At 43.8% G+C, this 17,390-nt stretch carries 21 protein-coding genes and 2 tRNA genes; 15 read left to right on the top strand and 8 right to left on the bottom strand.

Annotation, left to right across the window (positions count from 1 at the left end):
• Nucleotides 1-236 precede the first annotated feature (236 nt).
• The 9 genes from IM485_RS10190 (at nucleotide 237) to IM485_RS10150 (ending at nucleotide 3,686) form a co-directional block, all read left to right on the top strand.
• The gene (locus tag IM485_RS10190) at nucleotides 237-500 is read left to right on the top strand and encodes a four helix bundle protein (RefSeq protein WP_238142127.1); all 264 of its coding nucleotides are present in this window, start codon (nucleotides 237-239) and stop codon (nucleotides 498-500) included.
• Between the two features lie 195 nt (nucleotides 501-695).
• The gene (locus IM485_RS10185; RefSeq protein ID WP_396888626.1) at nucleotides 696-854 is read left to right on the top strand and encodes a DUF2283 domain-containing protein; all 159 of its coding nucleotides are present in this window, start codon (nucleotides 696-698) and stop codon (nucleotides 852-854) included.
• Nucleotides 855-896: 42 nt separating this feature from the next.
• Nucleotides 897-1,124 carry a hypothetical protein gene (locus tag IM485_RS10180; protein WP_104398412.1) on the top strand — a complete coding sequence of 76 codons (228 nt, stop codon included), beginning with the start codon at nucleotides 897-899 and terminating at the stop codon, nucleotides 1,122-1,124.
• Nucleotides 1,125-1,127: 3 nt separating this feature from the next.
• Nucleotides 1,128-1,322 (top strand): type II toxin-antitoxin system HicA family toxin, encoded by a 195-nt coding sequence (locus tag IM485_RS10175; RefSeq protein ID WP_104398413.1) that lies wholly within the window; start codon nucleotides 1,128-1,130, stop codon nucleotides 1,320-1,322.
• A complete protein-coding gene (locus tag IM485_RS10170) occupies nucleotides 1,319-1,534 on the top strand; it encodes a type II toxin-antitoxin system HicB family antitoxin (protein WP_104398414.1) in 216 nt (71 codons plus the stop codon). The genes IM485_RS10175 and IM485_RS10170 overlap by 4 nt, the downstream gene beginning before the upstream one ends.
• A gap of 4 nt (nucleotides 1,535-1,538) precedes the next feature.
• Nucleotides 1,539-1,676 (top strand): hypothetical protein, encoded by a 138-nt coding sequence (locus IM485_RS10165; RefSeq protein ID WP_002781859.1) that lies wholly within the window; start codon nucleotides 1,539-1,541, stop codon nucleotides 1,674-1,676.
• A 730-nt stretch (nucleotides 1,677-2,406) separates the two neighbouring features.
• Nucleotides 2,407-3,111, top strand: a complete 705-nt coding sequence (locus IM485_RS10160) for a Holliday junction resolvase-like protein (RefSeq protein WP_002737990.1) — start codon at nucleotides 2,407-2,409, stop codon at nucleotides 3,109-3,111.
• Nucleotides 3,112-3,201: 90 nt separating this feature from the next.
• The gene (locus tag IM485_RS10155) at nucleotides 3,202-3,420 is read left to right on the top strand and encodes a hypothetical protein (RefSeq protein ID WP_043997602.1); all 219 of its coding nucleotides are present in this window, start codon (nucleotides 3,202-3,204) and stop codon (nucleotides 3,418-3,420) included.
• Nucleotides 3,417-3,686, top strand: a complete 270-nt coding sequence (locus IM485_RS10150) for a type II toxin-antitoxin system RelE family toxin (RefSeq protein WP_287742845.1) — start codon at nucleotides 3,417-3,419, stop codon at nucleotides 3,684-3,686. The genes IM485_RS10155 and IM485_RS10150 overlap by 4 nt, the downstream gene beginning before the upstream one ends.
• A 62-nt stretch (nucleotides 3,687-3,748) precedes the next feature.
• Here the strand turns inward: IM485_RS10150 and IM485_RS10145 are convergent.
• The 3 genes from IM485_RS10145 to IM485_RS10135 all read right to left on the bottom strand — a co-directional run bounded on the left by IM485_RS10145 (nucleotide 3,749) and on the right by IM485_RS10135 (nucleotide 5,514).
• Nucleotides 3,749-3,820, bottom strand: a tRNA-Gly gene (locus IM485_RS10145).
• 362 nt (nucleotides 3,821-4,182) lie between these two features.
• The gene (locus IM485_RS10140; RefSeq protein ID WP_104395209.1) at nucleotides 4,183-5,037 is read right to left on the bottom strand and encodes a prohibitin family protein; all 855 of its coding nucleotides are present in this window, start codon (nucleotides 5,035-5,037) and stop codon (nucleotides 4,183-4,185) included.
• A gap of 3 nt (nucleotides 5,038-5,040) precedes the next feature.
• Nucleotides 5,041-5,514 (bottom strand): EVE domain-containing protein, encoded by a 474-nt coding sequence (locus tag IM485_RS10135; protein ID WP_104395210.1) that lies wholly within the window; start codon nucleotides 5,512-5,514, stop codon nucleotides 5,041-5,043.
• 314 nt (nucleotides 5,515-5,828) lie between these two features.
• On the opposite strand from IM485_RS10135, the gene IM485_RS10130 reads away from it, so the two are divergent.
• Complete coding sequence (locus IM485_RS10130; protein ID WP_287742841.1) at nucleotides 5,829-7,178, top strand: sensor histidine kinase; 1,350 nt, start codon at nucleotides 5,829-5,831, stop codon at nucleotides 7,176-7,178.
• 19 nt (nucleotides 7,179-7,197) lie between these two features.
• On the opposite strand, the gene IM485_RS10125 is transcribed toward IM485_RS10130, so the two are convergent.
• Nucleotides 7,198-7,270, bottom strand: a tRNA-Glu gene (locus IM485_RS10125).
• Nucleotides 7,271-7,397: 127 nt separating this feature from the next.
• On the opposite strand from IM485_RS10125, the gene IM485_RS10120 reads away from it, so the two are divergent.
• Together IM485_RS10120 and IM485_RS10115 are read left to right on the top strand one after the other, a co-directional pair.
• On the top strand, nucleotides 7,398-8,903 hold the full coding sequence (locus IM485_RS10120) for a hypothetical protein (protein WP_104395212.1): 1,506 nt from the start codon (nucleotides 7,398-7,400) through the stop codon (nucleotides 8,901-8,903).
• A 236-nt stretch (nucleotides 8,904-9,139) separates the two neighbouring features.
• On the top strand, nucleotides 9,140-10,138 hold the full coding sequence (locus tag IM485_RS10115; protein ID WP_104395213.1) for an Npun_R2821/Npun_R2822 family protein: 999 nt from the start codon (nucleotides 9,140-9,142) through the stop codon (nucleotides 10,136-10,138).
• A gap of 210 nt (nucleotides 10,139-10,348) precedes the next feature.
• Here the strand turns inward: IM485_RS10115 and plsY are convergent, their stop codons facing one another.
• From plsY to IM485_RS10100, 3 genes are all read right to left on the bottom strand, one after another.
• Nucleotides 10,349-11,032, bottom strand: coding sequence for a glycerol-3-phosphate 1-O-acyltransferase PlsY (gene plsY / locus IM485_RS10110; protein ID WP_104395214.1), 684 nt, complete (start codon nucleotides 11,030-11,032; stop codon nucleotides 10,349-10,351).
• A gap of 193 nt (nucleotides 11,033-11,225) precedes the next feature.
• Entirely contained in the window at nucleotides 11,226-11,921 is a 696-nt protein-coding gene (gene fabG / locus IM485_RS10105) for a 3-oxoacyl-ACP reductase FabG (protein WP_287742836.1), read from the bottom strand.
• A gap of 91 nt (nucleotides 11,922-12,012) precedes the next feature.
• Complete coding sequence (locus tag IM485_RS10100) at nucleotides 12,013-13,227, bottom strand: RNA-guided endonuclease InsQ/TnpB family protein (RefSeq protein WP_287742833.1); 1,215 nt, start codon at nucleotides 13,225-13,227, stop codon at nucleotides 12,013-12,015.
• A 109-nt stretch (nucleotides 13,228-13,336) separates the two neighbouring features.
• Here IM485_RS10100 and tnpA point away from each other — a divergent pair, with 109 nt between their 5' ends.
• Nucleotides 13,337-13,708: an IS200/IS605 family transposase gene (gene tnpA / locus IM485_RS10095; RefSeq protein ID WP_311131784.1), complete on the top strand. Its 372-nt coding sequence runs from the start codon at nucleotides 13,337-13,339 to the stop codon at nucleotides 13,706-13,708.
• 121 nt (nucleotides 13,709-13,829) lie between these two features.
• Here the strand turns inward: tnpA and IM485_RS10090 are convergent, their stop codons facing one another.
• The gene (locus IM485_RS10090) at nucleotides 13,830-14,855 is read right to left on the bottom strand and encodes an ABC transporter ATP-binding protein (protein ID WP_104395623.1); all 1,026 of its coding nucleotides are present in this window, start codon (nucleotides 14,853-14,855) and stop codon (nucleotides 13,830-13,832) included.
• Nucleotides 14,856-15,165: 310 nt separating this feature from the next.
• On the opposite strand from IM485_RS10090, the gene IM485_RS10085 reads away from it, so the two are divergent.
• Together IM485_RS10085 and lpxD are read left to right on the top strand one after the other, a co-directional pair.
• Nucleotides 15,166-16,050: an all3515 family Zur-repressed PEP-CTERM protein gene (locus IM485_RS10085; protein ID WP_287742831.1), complete on the top strand. Its 885-nt coding sequence runs from the start codon at nucleotides 15,166-15,168 to the stop codon at nucleotides 16,048-16,050.
• A gap of 191 nt (nucleotides 16,051-16,241) precedes the next feature.
• Nucleotides 16,242-17,273 carry a UDP-3-O-(3-hydroxymyristoyl)glucosamine N-acyltransferase gene (gene lpxD / locus IM485_RS10080; protein WP_287742829.1) on the top strand — a complete coding sequence of 344 codons (1,032 nt, stop codon included), beginning with the start codon at nucleotides 16,242-16,244 and terminating at the stop codon, nucleotides 17,271-17,273.
• Nucleotides 17,274-17,390 lie beyond the last annotated feature (117 nt).

Here is a 17,390-nt window from a genome sequence, read left to right as displayed (position 1 = left end):
TCTTCTCGACTTTGTGTGATAAGTTTAACTTATATAGTAGCGATCAATCTTTGTGTCCTTTGTGTCTCTGTGCGTTCCACTCACTCGCCTGCAAGACTGTATCTTAGAATACATTTTACCCACCAAACCTGGGAGAGCCAAAGAAATGAGAGGTGAACTATGATTGGATGGTTAGTGATTAAAGCAAAGCGTCTATTGTTACTTTTACCTTTACCTTTTACCTTTTTACTTTTGCCATGAAAGATATACGGGAGAGGGCGTTTGAGTTTGCAGTGCGGATTGTGAAAGTCTGTCAGTTTTTGGATGAACAGCCAGGAGTAGGTAGGACATTAGGTAAACAACTGATTCGCTCTGGAACTTCGATTGGTGCCAATTTAGAAGAGGCAAAAGCAGGGCAAAGTAGAGCAGATTTTATTAGTAAGAATGCGATCGCCCTCAAAGAAGCCCGTGAAACCAACTACTGGCTTAAACTACTAAGTGCTGCTGACATCCTCCCATAAAGTCGGATTCAATCGCTCCAGTCCGAAGCAGAAGAAATCATGAAAATCATTGGAGCCATTGTTAGATCAAGTAAAAAGTAAAAAGTAAAAAGGCAAAAGTATGAAGGGAGTTGGAGCGATGATCAGAGGACAGCAAAAAATAGGGCAATTCCAAACCTTTGCCTTTTTACTTTTACCTTTTGCCTTCCCAAGGATGTGGAGATTGACGAAAGCGATGAAGAAACCCCCAGCATTATCCTGGACTTTGACTCTAACCGAAATGTTGTTGGCATCGAAATTCTTCAGGCTTCCAAACGGATTGATAACCCGCAAACCATTGAGTATATGATTGCTCAAGCGGCGATGGCCTCCTGATATGATTTACCAAACTGATGCAATCAAAGAAGGAGAAACCCTATGGCGCAAGTAAAAATCTACTACGAACCTGAAATGCAACTGCTCACTGTTTTCTGGCAACCGCCCCGAAAAAATCAAATTGCCACAGAACTTGGGGATGGCGTGATATTAATCAAAGATGAAACAACAGGTGAACCGATTGGCATGGAACTTTTATCCTATCGTCCTAGCGATAACCGTTTTAATGCTGTCAGCGTTGAGATGGGTCGATTAGCGGGTATTTCTTGACTGATGAAAGTCCGTGATGTACTCAAACGATTAGAAACCGATGGTTGGTATCAAATCCGAATGCGCGGTAGCCATCGAATTCTTGCCCATGAAACAAAGTCAGGGATCGTGGTTGTTCCTGGCAAACCCGGAGACGACATACCCAAAGGAACATTAGCATCGATTTGGAAACAAGCTCAATTGGAGGATCGACCATGAAAGAGTATGCAGTCATTTACGAACAAGGTGAAACAAACTGGGGAGCAATCGTTCCCGACTTGCCTGGTTGCGTGAGTATTGGAGATACCTTTGAAGAAGTTCAGGAAAATATTAAAGAAGCGATTGAACTTTACCTTGAGGTTTTGCAAGAACGCGGGGAAACCATTCCAGAACCAATAACTAAAGTTGGATTGGTTGGAGTTGCTGCATAAACTGATGAACTTTGCTATCGTTCACGAAGCGTTGCCTCTGGCAAATCGCATCCTCATCCAACACCATGGCTTCACCGAGGAAGAACTCGACTTCATCAACTACGACATCAAATACCGCATGGGGCGCGATAGCGAAAGTTAAAAGTAAAAAGGCAAAAGTAAAAAGTGAAGAGAAAAGAAAGAAATGAGAGGTGAACTATGATTGGATGGTTAGTGATTAAGGCAAAGCATCTATTGTTACCTAAAATGTCGGATGAATGCCCCCGCTACATTTTTCGACAAGATACTCACCTTTGCGGGGGATGAAATCCGACCAGAATATTAGCAACGGAGCATCGATTTAATTCTACCATTTGTGAGTAAACTGTGTTATACTAAGTCCGTTGAGTATGGGATACTTTTGACACTCCCGCCGTCAAGCTGATGCTGTGACGGGGGATTCTTGATTCACCCCAAACCCGCTTTTTGGTACAAGTACCAACGAGTCTTACAGTTTCTCCCCAAGCTTGAAATTCCCACTGTCCATCAGTATTTGTTGACAGTATTCTCATATCATTAAGAGTGTCGAAATAATAGTAAAATTTTGTGACAAAGTGCAGTCAGATCTAAGAATCTTTGCTAGAATCCTAGAGTGATTCTGTGATCAGTCTCCTTAAAGGAGATTGTTTGCAGTAAACTAATCTGGCTAACAGGCTTTTGGGGGTGATATAGGGAAAGTTAACCCATATCGTTACTCTGGAGAGTGTTATATAGAAAGTTGACCTATAATATGTAGTTAGACCGCTCAAATTCTCGATTGAGACCTTATTTGGTGCTATCTGAGGGGTATTCCTTAATTGATAAAATCGAAGAAAAGCTGTTGGGCTTGAATAATGGAAATTGTAGTTTCATTACTGCTGGGCATAATTATTGGTAGTGCGGTCACGTATTACGTTTTGCAGAAAATAAACCTGAGAAAAACCGTTAGAGAATATGAAACTCAAATTCAAGTTTTAAAAGAACAGCATCAGCAAGCCCTTAAAGATGCCAGGAATAGAAGCTTAGATGGAAGTCGCGCTGTTATAAAGGGGAAAATAGCAGAGCAGTTAGCACCAGTTCTTCCAAATTTTAAGTATTTGCCGTCAGATGCTAGATTTATAGGCGATCCGATCGATTACGTTGTTTTTAATGGTTATACAGATATCAAAGATAACGGTGGTAACGAGAACAATCTAGAAGTTGTAATTTTAGATGTTAAAACAGGGCAAGCAAATCTATCCCAGTTGCAACAGGCTATTGCGAAAGCAATCAATGCGGGGCGAGTACGCTTTGAGGTGGTTCGACCTGAAACTTCCAAGCAAGAAGGTGCTAGAGCTTACGATAAGTCATCAGAAGAAGCTTTGCCTAAAAAGTCTTACAGCATTAAGGACATTCAGAAAACGCACCCGCGTGCTTATGAGCCTTGGACTAAAGCTGAAGATGAGCGGCTAAGGCAACGTTACAAACAAGGTATAGTGATCAACGATTTAGCTAGGGAGTTTCAAAGAAAGCCAGGAGGTATTCGTTCTCGGTTGAAGAAATTAGGGTTGCTGCAATAAACCGCGCTGAAGGCACTGGGTAGCAGTACGCCATCGCTGTAGCAACGTGGAGGCTAGAATATATTAAGCCCTATACGTTAGATGTTGTCTATGACTGAACGACTTGAGCAGGCGATCGCCCAATTACAAACCTTGTCAACCGATCAACAGGACGCGATCGCAACCCTAATTTTGGCAGAACTCGAAGAAGAAAAGCGATGGAATGACTCCTTTACCCGCTCACCAAACTTGCTGGCTAAACTAGCAGCCGAAGCAATGGCAGAACATCGATTGGGCAAGACTCAAGAATTAGACCCAGAAACGTTGTGAAGTCTTGTACCACTGCTCGTTTTCGGGAGATGTTTGCAGATCTTCCAAAACCGATTCAAGAGCAGACCCGTAAAGCGTATCGGCAATTCAAAGAAGACCCAAGCTATCCCAGCTTGCGATTCAAGAAAGTCCATCCACAGCTGCCCATCTATTCTGCACGCATCAATAGGGATTATCGTGCTGTCGGTCAATTAGAGGATGATACGGTGATTTGGTTCTGGGTTGGTTCCCATGCAGAGTACAATATGCTGCTGGATCAATTGTAGTGCGATGCCGCTCTGGTGGGTTGAGTTGGGGAATGTTAGGGAAGATTCCCATTGTCGTTAGAAGCGGGTAACGCGACTCGAACGCGCGACATTCACCTTGGGAAGGTGACGTTCTACCACTGAACTATACCCGCAAAACCATCCCTAATCATAGCATTGACTCCCCGACAAGAGCAACTGCTCTAGGCTGTTTTTCATCATCGCGCCGGTTTGTCCAGAAACGCTAAATAGACTCGCCAGCGGATGATCAAAAATATTCACCGTTCAACTTCTTCATCCTCAAAGAGTCAAGGAGCTAGAGATTGTTTTAAATGCCATTTGTCGATAATATAGCGTTTCCTAATCTAGTGAGGTACACCTATTTTTCTTCCCTTTTGCCTTTTGCCTAAAACCCATAACTTTTGTACCTCAGCAGACTGAAAAACGCTATATCACCTGGTAATTTTGAGAGGTTGGCAAGGTTTCTTTTAAAATGCCTCTGAGCTTGGACAGGAATTTACGGGGTATTTTCTGAAAAAGAATCACTATAATTAAATAAAAATGGTACGCTATTTTTTCCCGATCCATCCATAACTAAAACCCGGGGCATTTGCGCCCCACCTTCGCGCCAAGCTTCGATCGCTTCTTTCTGTAAAACTAATCCTCCCCCCTGTTCTTTTAAAGTTTCTGCTAATAGTCTTTGTGCCTCAGCTTTCCCTTTAGCGCGATTAACTTCTGCTTGGGCCTGTTGTTCCGCTTCTTGGGTGATATAAACGGCTCTTTGGGCCCGTTGTTCTGCGATTTGTTTATCTTCGACAGCCCGGGCAAATTCCGGAGAAAAATTCAAATCTACCACACTGGTATCTAAAACTAGAATACCATACTTTTCTAACCGAGTCGATAGGGCATTATCAAAGTCTTCTTTTAACTCACTGCGTCGAGTAATTGCCTCCTCTACGGTTCTTTTAGCGGCGGCAATTTTAAAGGATTCTTGAGTTTGAGGGGCGATAATTTTAGCGACAATATTTTGTAAAGTTCCTTGGGTTCTTCTAATGGCCACTACCTGCGTCGGATCGAGACGAAAATTAATCGCAAAACTAGCGGATAAATCCTGTAAATCTTTAGTGGAACTTTGGGCGGGAACTTCAAATTTTTGCACCGTAACATCGTAAATATCGACACTAGAAACAAAGGGCGGTTTAAAGTGCAATCCCTCCAATAAAACCCCGTCCTTAGCTTTTCCTAAAACACTTAAAACCCCCGCTTGTCCGGGAGTGATAATCACATAGGCATTAAAGGCCGCTAAAATGACAATAGTGACCAATAATCCCCCGATCAGGGAAAGTAAATTAATAGCATCTTTTTGGTTCATAGTTTATACTCCTTGACGAGGGACTAAAGCGAGAATTTTTACTGCGATCGCTTGATTCACAGGCATCACTGACAGACGATTTCCTGTCCTTACTAATAATAATTCATCGGCGGTAAAATTTTGTTTTAAAATTCCTAGGGGCAGCAGTTGGGGAAAAAGGCGCTCGAATTCAACTTTAACCGTCCACCAGCGTGGGGAATCTGGAGAGGATTTGGGATCATAGTAGGGACTATCGCGATCGAATTGTGTGGGATCGATCATATCGGTTTCCACTACGCGCATCAAGCCGACAATCGCCGGCGGGGTGGTATTAGAATGGTAAAAAAAGGCTAAATCTCCCCGCTTCATCTGACGGAGAAAATTGCGGGCCTGATAATTTCGCACTCCCTCCCAAATAGTTTGACCGTCTTTTTTTAAATCCCCGATACTATAGACATGGGGTTCCGATTTCATTAACCAATAATTTAAATTCATCATTTATACTTGTTATTAATTCAAATAAGCTCAAAAAAATTTTTAGCCGTTCCTGTCAGCCTTGTTGCCATAGGATTAAATATAATTCACTTTAGCTGCTTTTGTAGTTCTATTCAAACAATTATTGGGAAGAATGTATCTAAAAATACTTTTGTTAGCAGCAATTTTTAAGGACTATGAGCCTTCAAGTCTAGCTATTCTTGGCAACCGTCAGTTTTTCCCTATAGGTAAAAATAATTTATTCTCGATTATTAAATCGATCAATGTAAAATAGGATACATTGCTCTAAAAATCTCTAGCCAATCCATAGATTATCGGTGTTCCAAGCCACTCGCCGCCGTTTAGCCTTATGGTACACTGTTGTCACTGCCATACTACTGCTCTTTCTCGCTACGGGAATGTATTTTTATGTGCGGCATACCCTAGTGGATCGCATTGATGATACCCTCAAACACATCATTGAGGTGGTAAATCGTTCCCTCGTGATCGAATCGATTCCCCCGGATCAAGGACGTTATCGCGTCGATCCCCTTGCAAGTTTTCCCAGTCAGGGTAAATCCGTGGAGGACGATCATATAGATTTGGAATGGTTCGATCCCCAAGGTAATCTAGTTTGGTCAACTCTGGCTGAATCCTTAGATATTCCCCTCCATCCCCACCGTCAAGGGGAAACTATTCGCTTATCCGATGATCGTCTGCTGCGACAAATAACCGAAAGGGTGGAAATCGATCATTATGTTTTGGGATATCTGCGGGTAAGTCATCCTTGGTTTGAGGTGACAAAACCGATTAGACAGCTATTATTGGATTTAATCGTCGGAATTTGCCTGATGATTGCCAGTGTCGCTGGGATTGGTTGGTTTTTGTCCGGTTTAGCCATTCAACCAGTAAAAGAGTCCTATCAGAGTTTAAAACAATTTACCGCCGATGCTTCCCATGAATTACGCAATCCGATCGCCACTATTCAAACTAACGTGCAAATGGCGATCGCTTATCCCCAAACTGGCGATCAACGCTTGCAGGTGATCGAGCGTTTAACGGAAAGATTGGGCAATTTAGTCAATGATCTGCTTTTTTTAGCCCGTTCTGATAGTGGCATCGTCCAACCGATCGAGCAAGCTGTACCTTTGGATGCTTTATTGATGGAAGTGGTGGAAGAACAGCGTTTAATCGCCGATAAGCAGGGAATTTGCCTCTCTTTGTCGATTGTGGAACCGAACCAAGAGGATTTTTCCTACAGCGATGAAATGTTTACTATGGAGGGAGATTGGGATCAATTAGCTCGTTTATTCACAAATTTAATTTCTAATGCCCTAAAACACGCTTTTTTGCCCGAATCTGAGCCTAAAAATGTGGCAGTGGAATTGGAAAAAAGTAAACGCGATCGACAATCGGTGTTACTGGTACGCGTCAAAGATAACGGAATCGGTATTCCCGAGGCTGCTTTGTCCCATATTTTCGATCGCTTTTATCGTCTCGATCCCGCACGGCAAAATTCCGCCACTTCTGGGGGAACAGGATTAGGATTAGCGATCGCTTTAGCGATTACCCTCAGTCATCATGGACAAATTAGCGTCGAAAGTCAGATCGATCGAGGAACAATCTTCACCGTCACCCTACCAAAAAGCCATCAACGGGAGAAAAAAACCGAAAAGTCAGAAGCTTAACACCTCTGACTTTTTTTCATACCCCCAAGGGAATTCGAATCCCTGTCGCCTCCGTGAAAGGGAGGTGTCCTAGGCCACTAGACGATGGGGGCGTGGATCTCAGACCTTTTTAAATATAACAATAATCTTTCTGGGAGTCAAGGGTTTTGGCAAAAAATTTTTTTATCCCGCCCTTGCACAATAGGATAGTCTAAATGAAGATGTTATCGCCCAAAATCCATGGCTGCCGATCCCTATAAAAGCCGACTGTTCAACCTGATCAACCGTCGTTTGATCCGTCTGAAAGATAACCTCGGCCGCGTTTCCCGTCGCGGTCAAAATGCGATCGCTCTTGCCCTGCAAATAGCCATCTATCCCGTCTATTTACTGATACAATCGCTGCGGGTGACGGCTAATCAATTGGGGAACAGTCTCCAGAAACAATTATCACCCCCCGGCAAAGAGGGTACTGATGCGATCGCGGAATTTCTCCAGAGCTTATCCGACCAAGAAACGGCATTTATTGGCATAGCAGCCGATCTAGAGGATCAAGCTTTAGTTTTCGTCACTAACGATCACCAGACTGTTAAAATCACCGATAATCAAACCCAAAGACAAATAGAAAAACAAATTAGGACGGCACTGGCTAACTACGCCCTCGAAAAACGGAAAATTAAGCGATTAAATCGTCAATATCCGCCTTTATTACCAAATTTTACCGATAAAAATCCTGTCTTGCCTCCGATCCGTTGGTTTTGGAACCTACTACGCTGGGAACAACAGGGACAAATAGCGATCGCTATTAATCTATTCCAAGAATCCCATCTCGTCAAAACCCCGACACCACTCTCCTTACCACTGCCTAATTTAAATTCCCAAGCGATTTTAGAAGTCATTGACGAAAAATTAGCGATTTTCGAGGCTAAATTTCTCGCTATCTCCCCCGCAATCCCCAGCAGTTTGAGCCACACCTCTAACCTACCTTCCGATCTCGTTAACCAGTCCCCGAATCTGGAGAAAAATTCCTCCTATCTCTGGCGACTTTATTGGTTAATTTATGCCGCGATCGAGCATTTCTGGGCAAAAGAGAAGAATAATTTAGAATATAGTGCTGATTCCCCCGCTTTATCGGCAAAATATCCCCTAAGTCTTCCTAATTCTCTGCTGATCACCTTCAAGCAACGTCTCCAGGATTGGCTAGAAAAACAAACCCAAGCGGATCCCTTCACGATCGGCAAACTCATCCAAGCGGCGATCGATCACTTTTTTTCCTCTCGCCAATCCCTGACATTTTCCGCCGTCAGCGAGCAACCTTGGCTAGAATCAGCCGATATATTGGCTATTTCTCCCCAAGACTCCGAAAAACCCCGCCTTAACCCCGCTAATTCCCTTCCCCACTCCCCAGTCACCCCGTCCCAGCCTCGCATCACAGAAAAAGCTTTTAGTCAAGAAAAACAAGATAAATCTTTACAAAAAATCCCTACAGCCGCCGCTGAAATTACTCCTGGAGAATCCCCCCCTGCCACCCAATTAGATCCCCGCTATGCTAAGGAGATAATTCAACCAATTAACGAAGAATGGTTAGAAACCGAATCAACCCCCGTCGGCTACGTTAAACACCCCTTAGAACGGATTTTAGAGGGATTAGATGCGATTATTTTATGGGTAGAGGAATTAGTTATTAAAATTTGGCGTTGGTTGCGGTACGATCGACGCATTTCTAAATTACTCAAACGCAAACGTTAAATCGATCGGTTTTGGGTATAGTTGATCGGGTAGTCTTTCTGTGGTGAGAAAATCGAGACTATCTTTAGGGACTTACCTCTATCAATCTTAGGCGTTGCACTTCGCTTTTGAATGAGCATTGACTGATCAGCAGTTAAGGTCATGGTCATAATCTGAAATTACCGAAATTTATCGACAAAAATAAGCTAAACTAACGGCAAAGATAATAGGTTTTAATTTTTTCCTTGGGATTACTTATGGACGGTATTTGTACCTTAGCCAATGATCGCATTTACGATCAATTAATCGCTCTACTCAATAGCATCGAGGTAAATGGGGGAAAAGATCTTCCTGTTTGTGTCTATCCTTACGATGACAACATCGAACGGATCAGAGCGGAAATTGCTCAACGTCCTAACGTACAGTTATTTGATAATCGAGACGTGATCGATCTCTGGGATAATTTCGCTAAATCTGCTTGGGAACCCCATCCTACCGCTAAAGAACGCTGGTTAAAGGCTGGTAGCAAAGGTTATCATCGTTTTGGTACCCATCGTCGTTATTGTGCCTTTGATGGGCCATTCGATCGCTTTATCTACATGGATGGTGATACCCTCTTGATGAGTCCCTTAGATCAGGTTTTTGCACAGTTAGATAATTATGATTGTGTGGTTTACGATTTTCAGCACAAAGATATCACCCACGTTTATGAAGTTACTTCCCCAAAATTATTAGAAATCTTTTCCCAAGAACGTCTTAACCAAGAAATTTTCTGTTCGGGTTTTTATGGCTCAAAAAAAGGTTTATTTGACGAGGAACGCCGCAATTGGCTAATCGAACAATTGCGAGCAGGAGAAGCAGAAATAGTTTATCCTATGGCAGTAGATCAACCTCTGTTAAATTATATGATGATGCGCTCAAATTGTGCTATCTCGAATCTAGCTCTTCAATTGCCTAAAGAAGAACGCACCGGCTGCTGTGTCACCTCTCCCCATTTTCAGGCTTTAGATAATATTCTTTACGATAAGGGCAAACGGTTGACATACCTTCACTACATTGGTTTATCTTCCTCTCTGTTTACTCGACTTTGTAGCGGTGAAAATCTCGATTTTCCCTATCGAGATATTTTCTTACACTATCGTTATCTCTACGAACCTAGTCAACGTCCCATATTTACCGATAGTCCCAAACCCTATCAAACACCGAACCCAACTTTTTGGCAAAAAGTAACCAGAAAACTCGGCTTAGGAAAATAATAATTAGGAGTGAATAATCAGTTTTCAGGTTATTAAAGACTGATTATTTATTGCCCCTTTTGCCTATTGCCTATTGCCTATTGCCTGTCCTGATATGTAGCTTATACTCAATGGATTTAGTACCAGTTATCTTAAGGGTGAGTTAGGAAGTCTCTGGTTTTAGGGAACGGGAAACATTAGCCAGTCGTCTGGGGATGATAGCAAATTAGGTTACACTTCATCTGTAGAAGAAACGCTGTAACCTAATTCCGATGATGGCTGTACTTTCTGACCTATTTTCGGTTCCGTCCCTGCCAACAATCTTTTAATATTACCCTGATGACGAACAATCACATAGATTCCCCCCATCAAACTAAATAAAATATAGGGGAGAGGTTGACCCAAAATAACCATTAAAATATTCACCACCAGCGCCCCGATAATCGAACCTAAAGAAACAATCCGGAAAAGTGCGAGAATAACTAAAAAACTCGCCAAAGTTCCGCAAGCCACTAGGGGATTCATCACTAATAAAACCCCTAAACTGGTGGCGACGGATTTACCACCACTAAAATTCAAGAAAATCGATTTACTATGACCAATGATTGCCCCCAATGCTGCCCCGATAATTAACCAGTAATACCAACTTTCTGGGAGAGGATTGACATCAATAAAATATAGCCCGCGTACCAGGGCCACCGCCGCCATTCCTTTTAACATATCAATTAATAACACCGTCGCCCCGGCAGATTTTCCCAGAGTTCTTAGCACATTGGTAGCCCCGGTGGAACCGGAACCATAGTCACGAATATCGATACCTTTGCTGTATTTACCGATTAAATAACCCGTGGGAATTGAACCGAGCAGATAGGATAAAAGTAAGATAGTAACACTGATAAGAATCGGAATAAGCATAAATTAAGCTGTTCGTAATTTAAATTGCTTGTTGAGACGAGGCAAGAGGGAAAAGGCAAAAGGCAACAGTAAAGGGATTGGGGGAGGTTCGGCTAATCTAAGAATAAGCGGGTTAAATGCGTCTTAGCTTAAACCCAATTTTTAGCAAGAGCGAGCGCCGTTATCAGTGTATCAGCCCGAAGACAAAAACCACTCACAGGGAACCATAGACGGGAATTGCCGCCCCGCGCAAGTCTTTCGCCCCTTCCCCCGCTAGAAAACAGATCACCTCGGCTAGAGATTGGGGACTTACCCAGTCCTTGGCATTTGCCTCTCCCATCGCTTCCCGGTTGCCCGGAGTATCGATAACACTTGGCAAAACCACGTTAGCAGTAATATTAGTCTGTTTGGTTTCTTCTGCGATCGCTTGAGTTAAAGCCACTACCGCCGCTTTCGAGGCACAATAGGCGGCCAAATTTGCCCCCGGTTGTACGGCACCACGAGAACCGATAGTGACGATACGACCATAATTATGAAGTTTCATCGAGCGTAAACAGTGTTTACACAGTAAAAAAGTGCTATGGAGGTTTAAATCGAACATTTTTAGCCAATCTTCATAGCTAAACTCCTCCGTCGCCCCCATGGTAAAACCCCCGACTAGATGAATTAAGACATCGACCCGACCGAGATCATCAATTAATCTAGCCACGGCAGTTTCTTGGGTTAAATCCACCCTGACAAAGCGAATACGCTCAAATTCCGCCGCACTCAGCCGAGATTTCAGACGACCCACCTCCCTTTCCTCCCGATAGGTCATGGTTAGATGACCGCCATGGTCTAAAACCGCCGGAGTGACTCCTAAACCCAGTCCTCCCGTACCGCCGGTCAGCAATACCCGTTTATCTTTCATATTGATTGATATATAATCGATCGCTCCAATTTTGACTCTCCCCCGCTAACCGCTCGCGCGGTGTAGCGGGGGATTCTCGGTTCTTAGGCTTTTAACTAGATCGACCTGGTTTAACCCAGTCGATCCCCGTCAGATCGCCTCCGCAAGCGTTTTCTAACACGGTCAGTCCGACCGCGTTTTTTCCTCGGTTCTCGATTACCTTCGCTGATGCCGTATCTCTCGGTTCAATGTGGCCGCAGGAATTGCATCGGTGAACTCTTTCCGATAACGACTTTTTGCCAGTAATCGCGCCACAATTAGGACACTCCTGTGAAGTTCCGTTTTTATCGACCTTAAGATAATATTTCCCCCGTTTCCAAGCGACAAAGGGTAGTATCTCGTTAATAAAACTACCGACACCCGAATCTAGAGATTGTTTTCTAACGATCCCTCTAGACCAGGAAACGAAGTTAATATCTTCAACGAAAATATTATCAGCAAAATCGCAAAGGTAATGAGCTAACTTGAAATGCCAATCCCTGCGGGTATTAGACACTTTTTCGTGTAATCTTGCTATCTTCTCCTGAAGTTTTAACCAATTGTTCGAGCCTTTGACTTGATGTTTCAAGCGTCTTTGTAGCAATTTAAGCTTACTCTGTACTTTCAACAAAAATCGAGGGGCTTTGATTAAATCTCCCCGTGAAGTAGCGACAAAACTCTCAATCCCCGCGTCGATTCCTAAACAGGTTTTCCCAGTCGTTATATCGGGAACTAATTCCGGAGATTGGAAGGAAACCGAAACGTAAAATCCCGACGCTTTTTGGATAATTCGAGCTTGTTTAGGCTCAAACCCAGACGGGTACTCCCTAGATTTCCTAATCCGAATTTTTCCCAATTGTGGAACATTTAAGTATTCGTCACCTAGAAAGCTTTTTGAGAGCGCAGGAAAAACAAAACTCCGCATCTTTTTCTTAAATCTAGGAAAGCCGAAGCCTTTCGATTTTATCTGGTCAAAAGCTTTATCTAAAGTTTTTAAGACTTGCTGTAAGACTTGAGCGTTAACCGTCTTTAATATCGGATAGATTTTTTTAGCTTCCGTTAGATTTTTGGCTTGAACGAAGTAATTCGGATAGGGTTCATCTGCGGAAATTATATACTCGGAAACTAGCGAACAGCGATCCGCAAGACACTTTCGAGAGTTCAACCAATCCTTCCGTTCTGAGAGCGCGTAATTATAAACGCTCTTACAAACATCAAGAATATGTACAATCTCCCGTTCCTGTTGCCTGTTTACCTTTAGTTTATACTGGTAGGTAAGCGTTATCACTGTCGTTCGCTTCGTGATGTACAATTGAATTGTAACACTTACTGCCTAATATGTCAACCGATTACAATCATGGATTTCGCTCTGTTTATAGACTTACCGCTCACGTCGTATTTGTCATCAAATACCGACCATTGCTATTAACAATGAAATCTTAGCCCGACTTAAAGAAATCTTTGTATCAACGCTGACGAAATGGGAAAGCGTGTTGCTTGATTTCAACGGTGAATCGGATTACGTTCACCGGATTATCGATGACAAACATGACATCGCTTTATCCAAATTAATCGCTAACCTTAAAACAGTTAGTAGTCGCTTAATTAGAAAAGAATTTCCGGATTTGGCGGCCAAGTATTTCGACAATAAACCTTATTTTTGGACGGGAGGTTATTTCGTGGCTAGTTGTGGCGGCGTTACTGTCGAACAACTAAAAAAATACGTCGAGAACCAAAACTCCCCGAAAGTGGAAACCCTACCGCGTTAGTTTCATTCCGGTGGCGATTCATCTCCCGTTAACCGCTACGCGGTTTAACGGGATTCCTCTCGCTCCAATTATAGATGATTTAACCGGGCAATTAGGCAATATTACAGCCTTTCTCGCCGGACTAGGATTCCTTCATCGCTTGTTTTTTCTCCGCCTTCAGGTCGCGACTGCTGGCGGCGGCAATTTCCGCATCCATCAGGGTGCGTCCGGTGGCCGCCAGATAGACATCATCGAGACTAGGACGGGATTGGGCCATGCTAAACACGGGTAATCCCGATTCGGCTAGGGTTTGTTCAATTTTGCTTAAAGGATTGCTATTCGCCGTGACGATGAGATTAAGGGAGTTACCCTGGACGGTATTGACGATCACTTCCTCGACAAAAGGCAGACGAGATAATAACTCTTTCGCTTTTAGAGCCTCTTCCTCTGGGGAAAATTCTCGCACTTTTAGGGTAATGCGATCGCCCCCCAGTTGCTCCTTCAGTTGTGAGGGGGTACCGCGAGCGATGACGATACCATTGTCGATAATTGCCAAGTTATCGGCCAAGGCGTCAATTTCTTCGAGATAATGGCTGGTAATTAATACACTGGTTCCAGCTGCCCGCAATTGTCGCAGAAAATCCCAGACAATCAAACGACTTTCGATATCGAGTCCCACAGTCGGTTCATCCAGCACCAAAACTTCTGGCTGGTGCAGCAATCCCGCCGCTAAATCCAGCCGTTTTTTGATGCCGCCGGAATAGGTCCCCGTTTTTTTGTCGGCGTATTCCTCTAATCCTAAAAGATTTATTAATTCTTTGATGCGCTCTCTTGACTTTTGAGCGGGAATGTGATACAAGGCCGCTTGTAGTTGCAACAGTTCCCGGCCGGTGAGCATTTTATCGAGGGCGACTTCTTGGGCAACGTAACCCAGGCGTTTACGGGCGGATTTGGGGTTATTTAGGGCATCGACACCCCCCACCTCGATTTTGCCGCCATCGGGTTTAGCAAGGGTACAAAGACAGCGAATTGTGGTGGTTTTCCCCGCACCATTGGGACCGAGTAAACCGAAGATTTCTGCCGCTTTCACGGTAAAGGAGATATCTTTAACCGCTGCTGTCTGACCGTAGGATTTTTTTAAGTTTTTGATCGCCACCGCAAGGGTCATAAGCTGATTTTCGCCCACTTGAGCGAGACAATTTTTTTGTTAACTTTCTCGGTCTATTTTAACCCAGATTCCCCACTGCAAAATCTGGTACAGCTATGTTTATCTTTTCCGATCAAGATAAACTTTGACGGGATTTGGCCTCATCCCCAGAGAACCTGCTGCTGTTCCACCGTTGCCTGTTGGCCCGGGCAACTTATTCCGACAGCATTGTTCACGTTAACTTAAATTAACTTTTTTGGCAAAAGTGAATCGGAACAAGGGTTTTTCGTTAAAGTGATAATGATTATCATTCTAATTAATGAGAGAAATCATGGTTCTACAGGTCTCTAGGGTAGGATTAGTTTGTGCTGGGAAGAAAATCCGCAAAAAAAGCCCTACATCTCCATTTATCGCCGTTAGCTTCATTTTATCGCTTTCTTTCGCCCTGGTAACGGTGGCTAAGGCTGAAGAGCCTGCCATTGGTCAGAGTTTGCCCGAATTTTATATCGGGGTGGATAATCAAATCACCTTAACTCGGGGCATCTATGAGGGATTAGCCAATCCTAACTATAACCGGTTAAGTCTTCTGGTTGCTCACCGAGAGGGAAACCCTCATTTTCACGGTATCGGCACTTACAGTTATTCCGGCCCGTCTGGTAATCCGGTAGTTAATCCCACTAACACCAATAATCGCATTCCTGAGACTTCTACAGGATTGCCTCCTCTCTCCTTAATTGCAGGAAAAGGAATTTTTCAGAATAGTTTTGTTAGTGCTGCCACTGGGGAGGAATATAGCAATCTACTGATGCAATCAGTGGCAACTATTAATAATTCCTCTGACTTGGGAGAACAAGCTCTTTTTAACAGTTCTGGGGGACGGTGGAATCGGTCTTTAGGTAATGCCAACCTATCCTTACAACTGTTAGAGATTAGTGATGGATTAACAGTAGCTAACTCTTTAGGACAGACAATTTTAGCTAATGCTGGCGATATCTATGCGATCGGTACCGGTGATAACTTCTCCTTTTTACCGAAGTTTCTTGCTTCTCGACCGGGAAAATATTCAGCCAGTTTTAAGCTGGTAGATATTAGCCTTTCGTGGGGAGATTCAGGAATTTTTAACCTAGATTTTCAAACAGTTCCCGAACCATCAACTCTGATCGCCTTAATACTGTTCGGGTCAATTTTATTAACTCGATCGAGTAGTAAAAACTAAAACCAATCGGTTTTGGAGAGAGCCAACTTATCTCCAAAACCGCGCTAGATCGAGATCGGCTTTGTTGAAATGGAAAACAGGGATTATTCCCTAAAAAACTAGCAACTTTTTTGACTATAATAACGACAAGATTATCGGTATAGTTTTAAACTATCCTAGGATAAGCCCTATCTTGATCGCAGTATATATTTATGAAATTTAGTGAAATTGCCCAAAAATTAAGCCCTTTAGTCTCTGCTCACAGTTTAACTGCCTATCCCGACAGAAATCCCCAAATTAAAGCCATAACTCCCATCGAAACCGCCCTAGTCGATACCATTAGCTATATCGAAGGGGGAAAATTTGCTTCCTTTGTCGCCAAAACTGACGCTACTGCCCTAATTCTGCCCCTGGATAGCAATTTACAACAACAGGCCGACGAACGCGGCATCGCTTGGTTAGCTAGTGCCAATCCCCGACTTTTATTCGCCCACGCCATCAAATTATTCTATCAACCCTTTCAGCCCCAACCCTACATTCACGCCACCGCCGTGGTGCATCCATCGGCTAAAATCGGCCATAAAGTTGCCATCGGGGCCCATGCTGTGGTGGAAGCGAATGTCATCCTCGGTGATGGGGTGTGCATTCATCCTAACGCCGTTGTTTACCCCGGGGTGCATATTGGTGATCGCACAATTCTCCACGCGAACTGTACCATCCATGAACGGGTACAAATCGGCAATGATTGCGTTATCCACAGTGGCGCTGTTATCGGTGCGGAGGGCTTCGGTTTTGTGCCGGTTCCCGAAGGCTGGTTTAAGATGGAACAATCGGGTATCGTGGTCTTAGAAGATGGCGTAGAAATTGGCTGTAATAGCGCCGTGGATCGTCCGGCAGTGGGAGAAACCCGCATCGGTAGCCAGACTAAGATCGATAATCTCGTCCATATTGCCCATAATTGCCAAATTGGCCAAGCTTGCGCCCTAGCAGGACAGGTGGGCATGGCAGGAGGCGTAAAAGTGGGCAATCGCGTTATTTTAGCAGGACAGGTGGGCATTGCCAATCAAGCAGTGATCGGGGACGGTGCGATCGCAACAGCCCAAGCTGGCATTCACAACGATATCGGGGCAGGAGAAGTGGTTTCTGGCTCTCCTGCTATGCCGCATAAACTATTCCTCAAGGTAGCAGCCGCTTACAAGCGTTTACCCGAAATCTATCAAGCGGTTAAGCAGTTGCAAAAATAGCCCTATTCAGGAGACAGGAGACAGGAGACAGGAGACAGGAGATTATTTTTATTTATTCTCCCTTCTCCCCACACCCCACACCCCACACCCCACACCCCACACCCCACACCCCACACC

Origin of the sequence: Microcystis sp. M169S2 (assembly GCF_020245865.1) — a bacterium.
In the GTDB taxonomy this organism is placed as follows: domain Bacteria; phylum Cyanobacteriota; class Cyanobacteriia; order Cyanobacteriales; family Microcystaceae; genus Microcystis; species Microcystis ichthyoblabe_A.
Note: the sequence above shows the minus strand (reverse complement) of the source record. Positions and strands in the feature narration are given on the sequence as shown.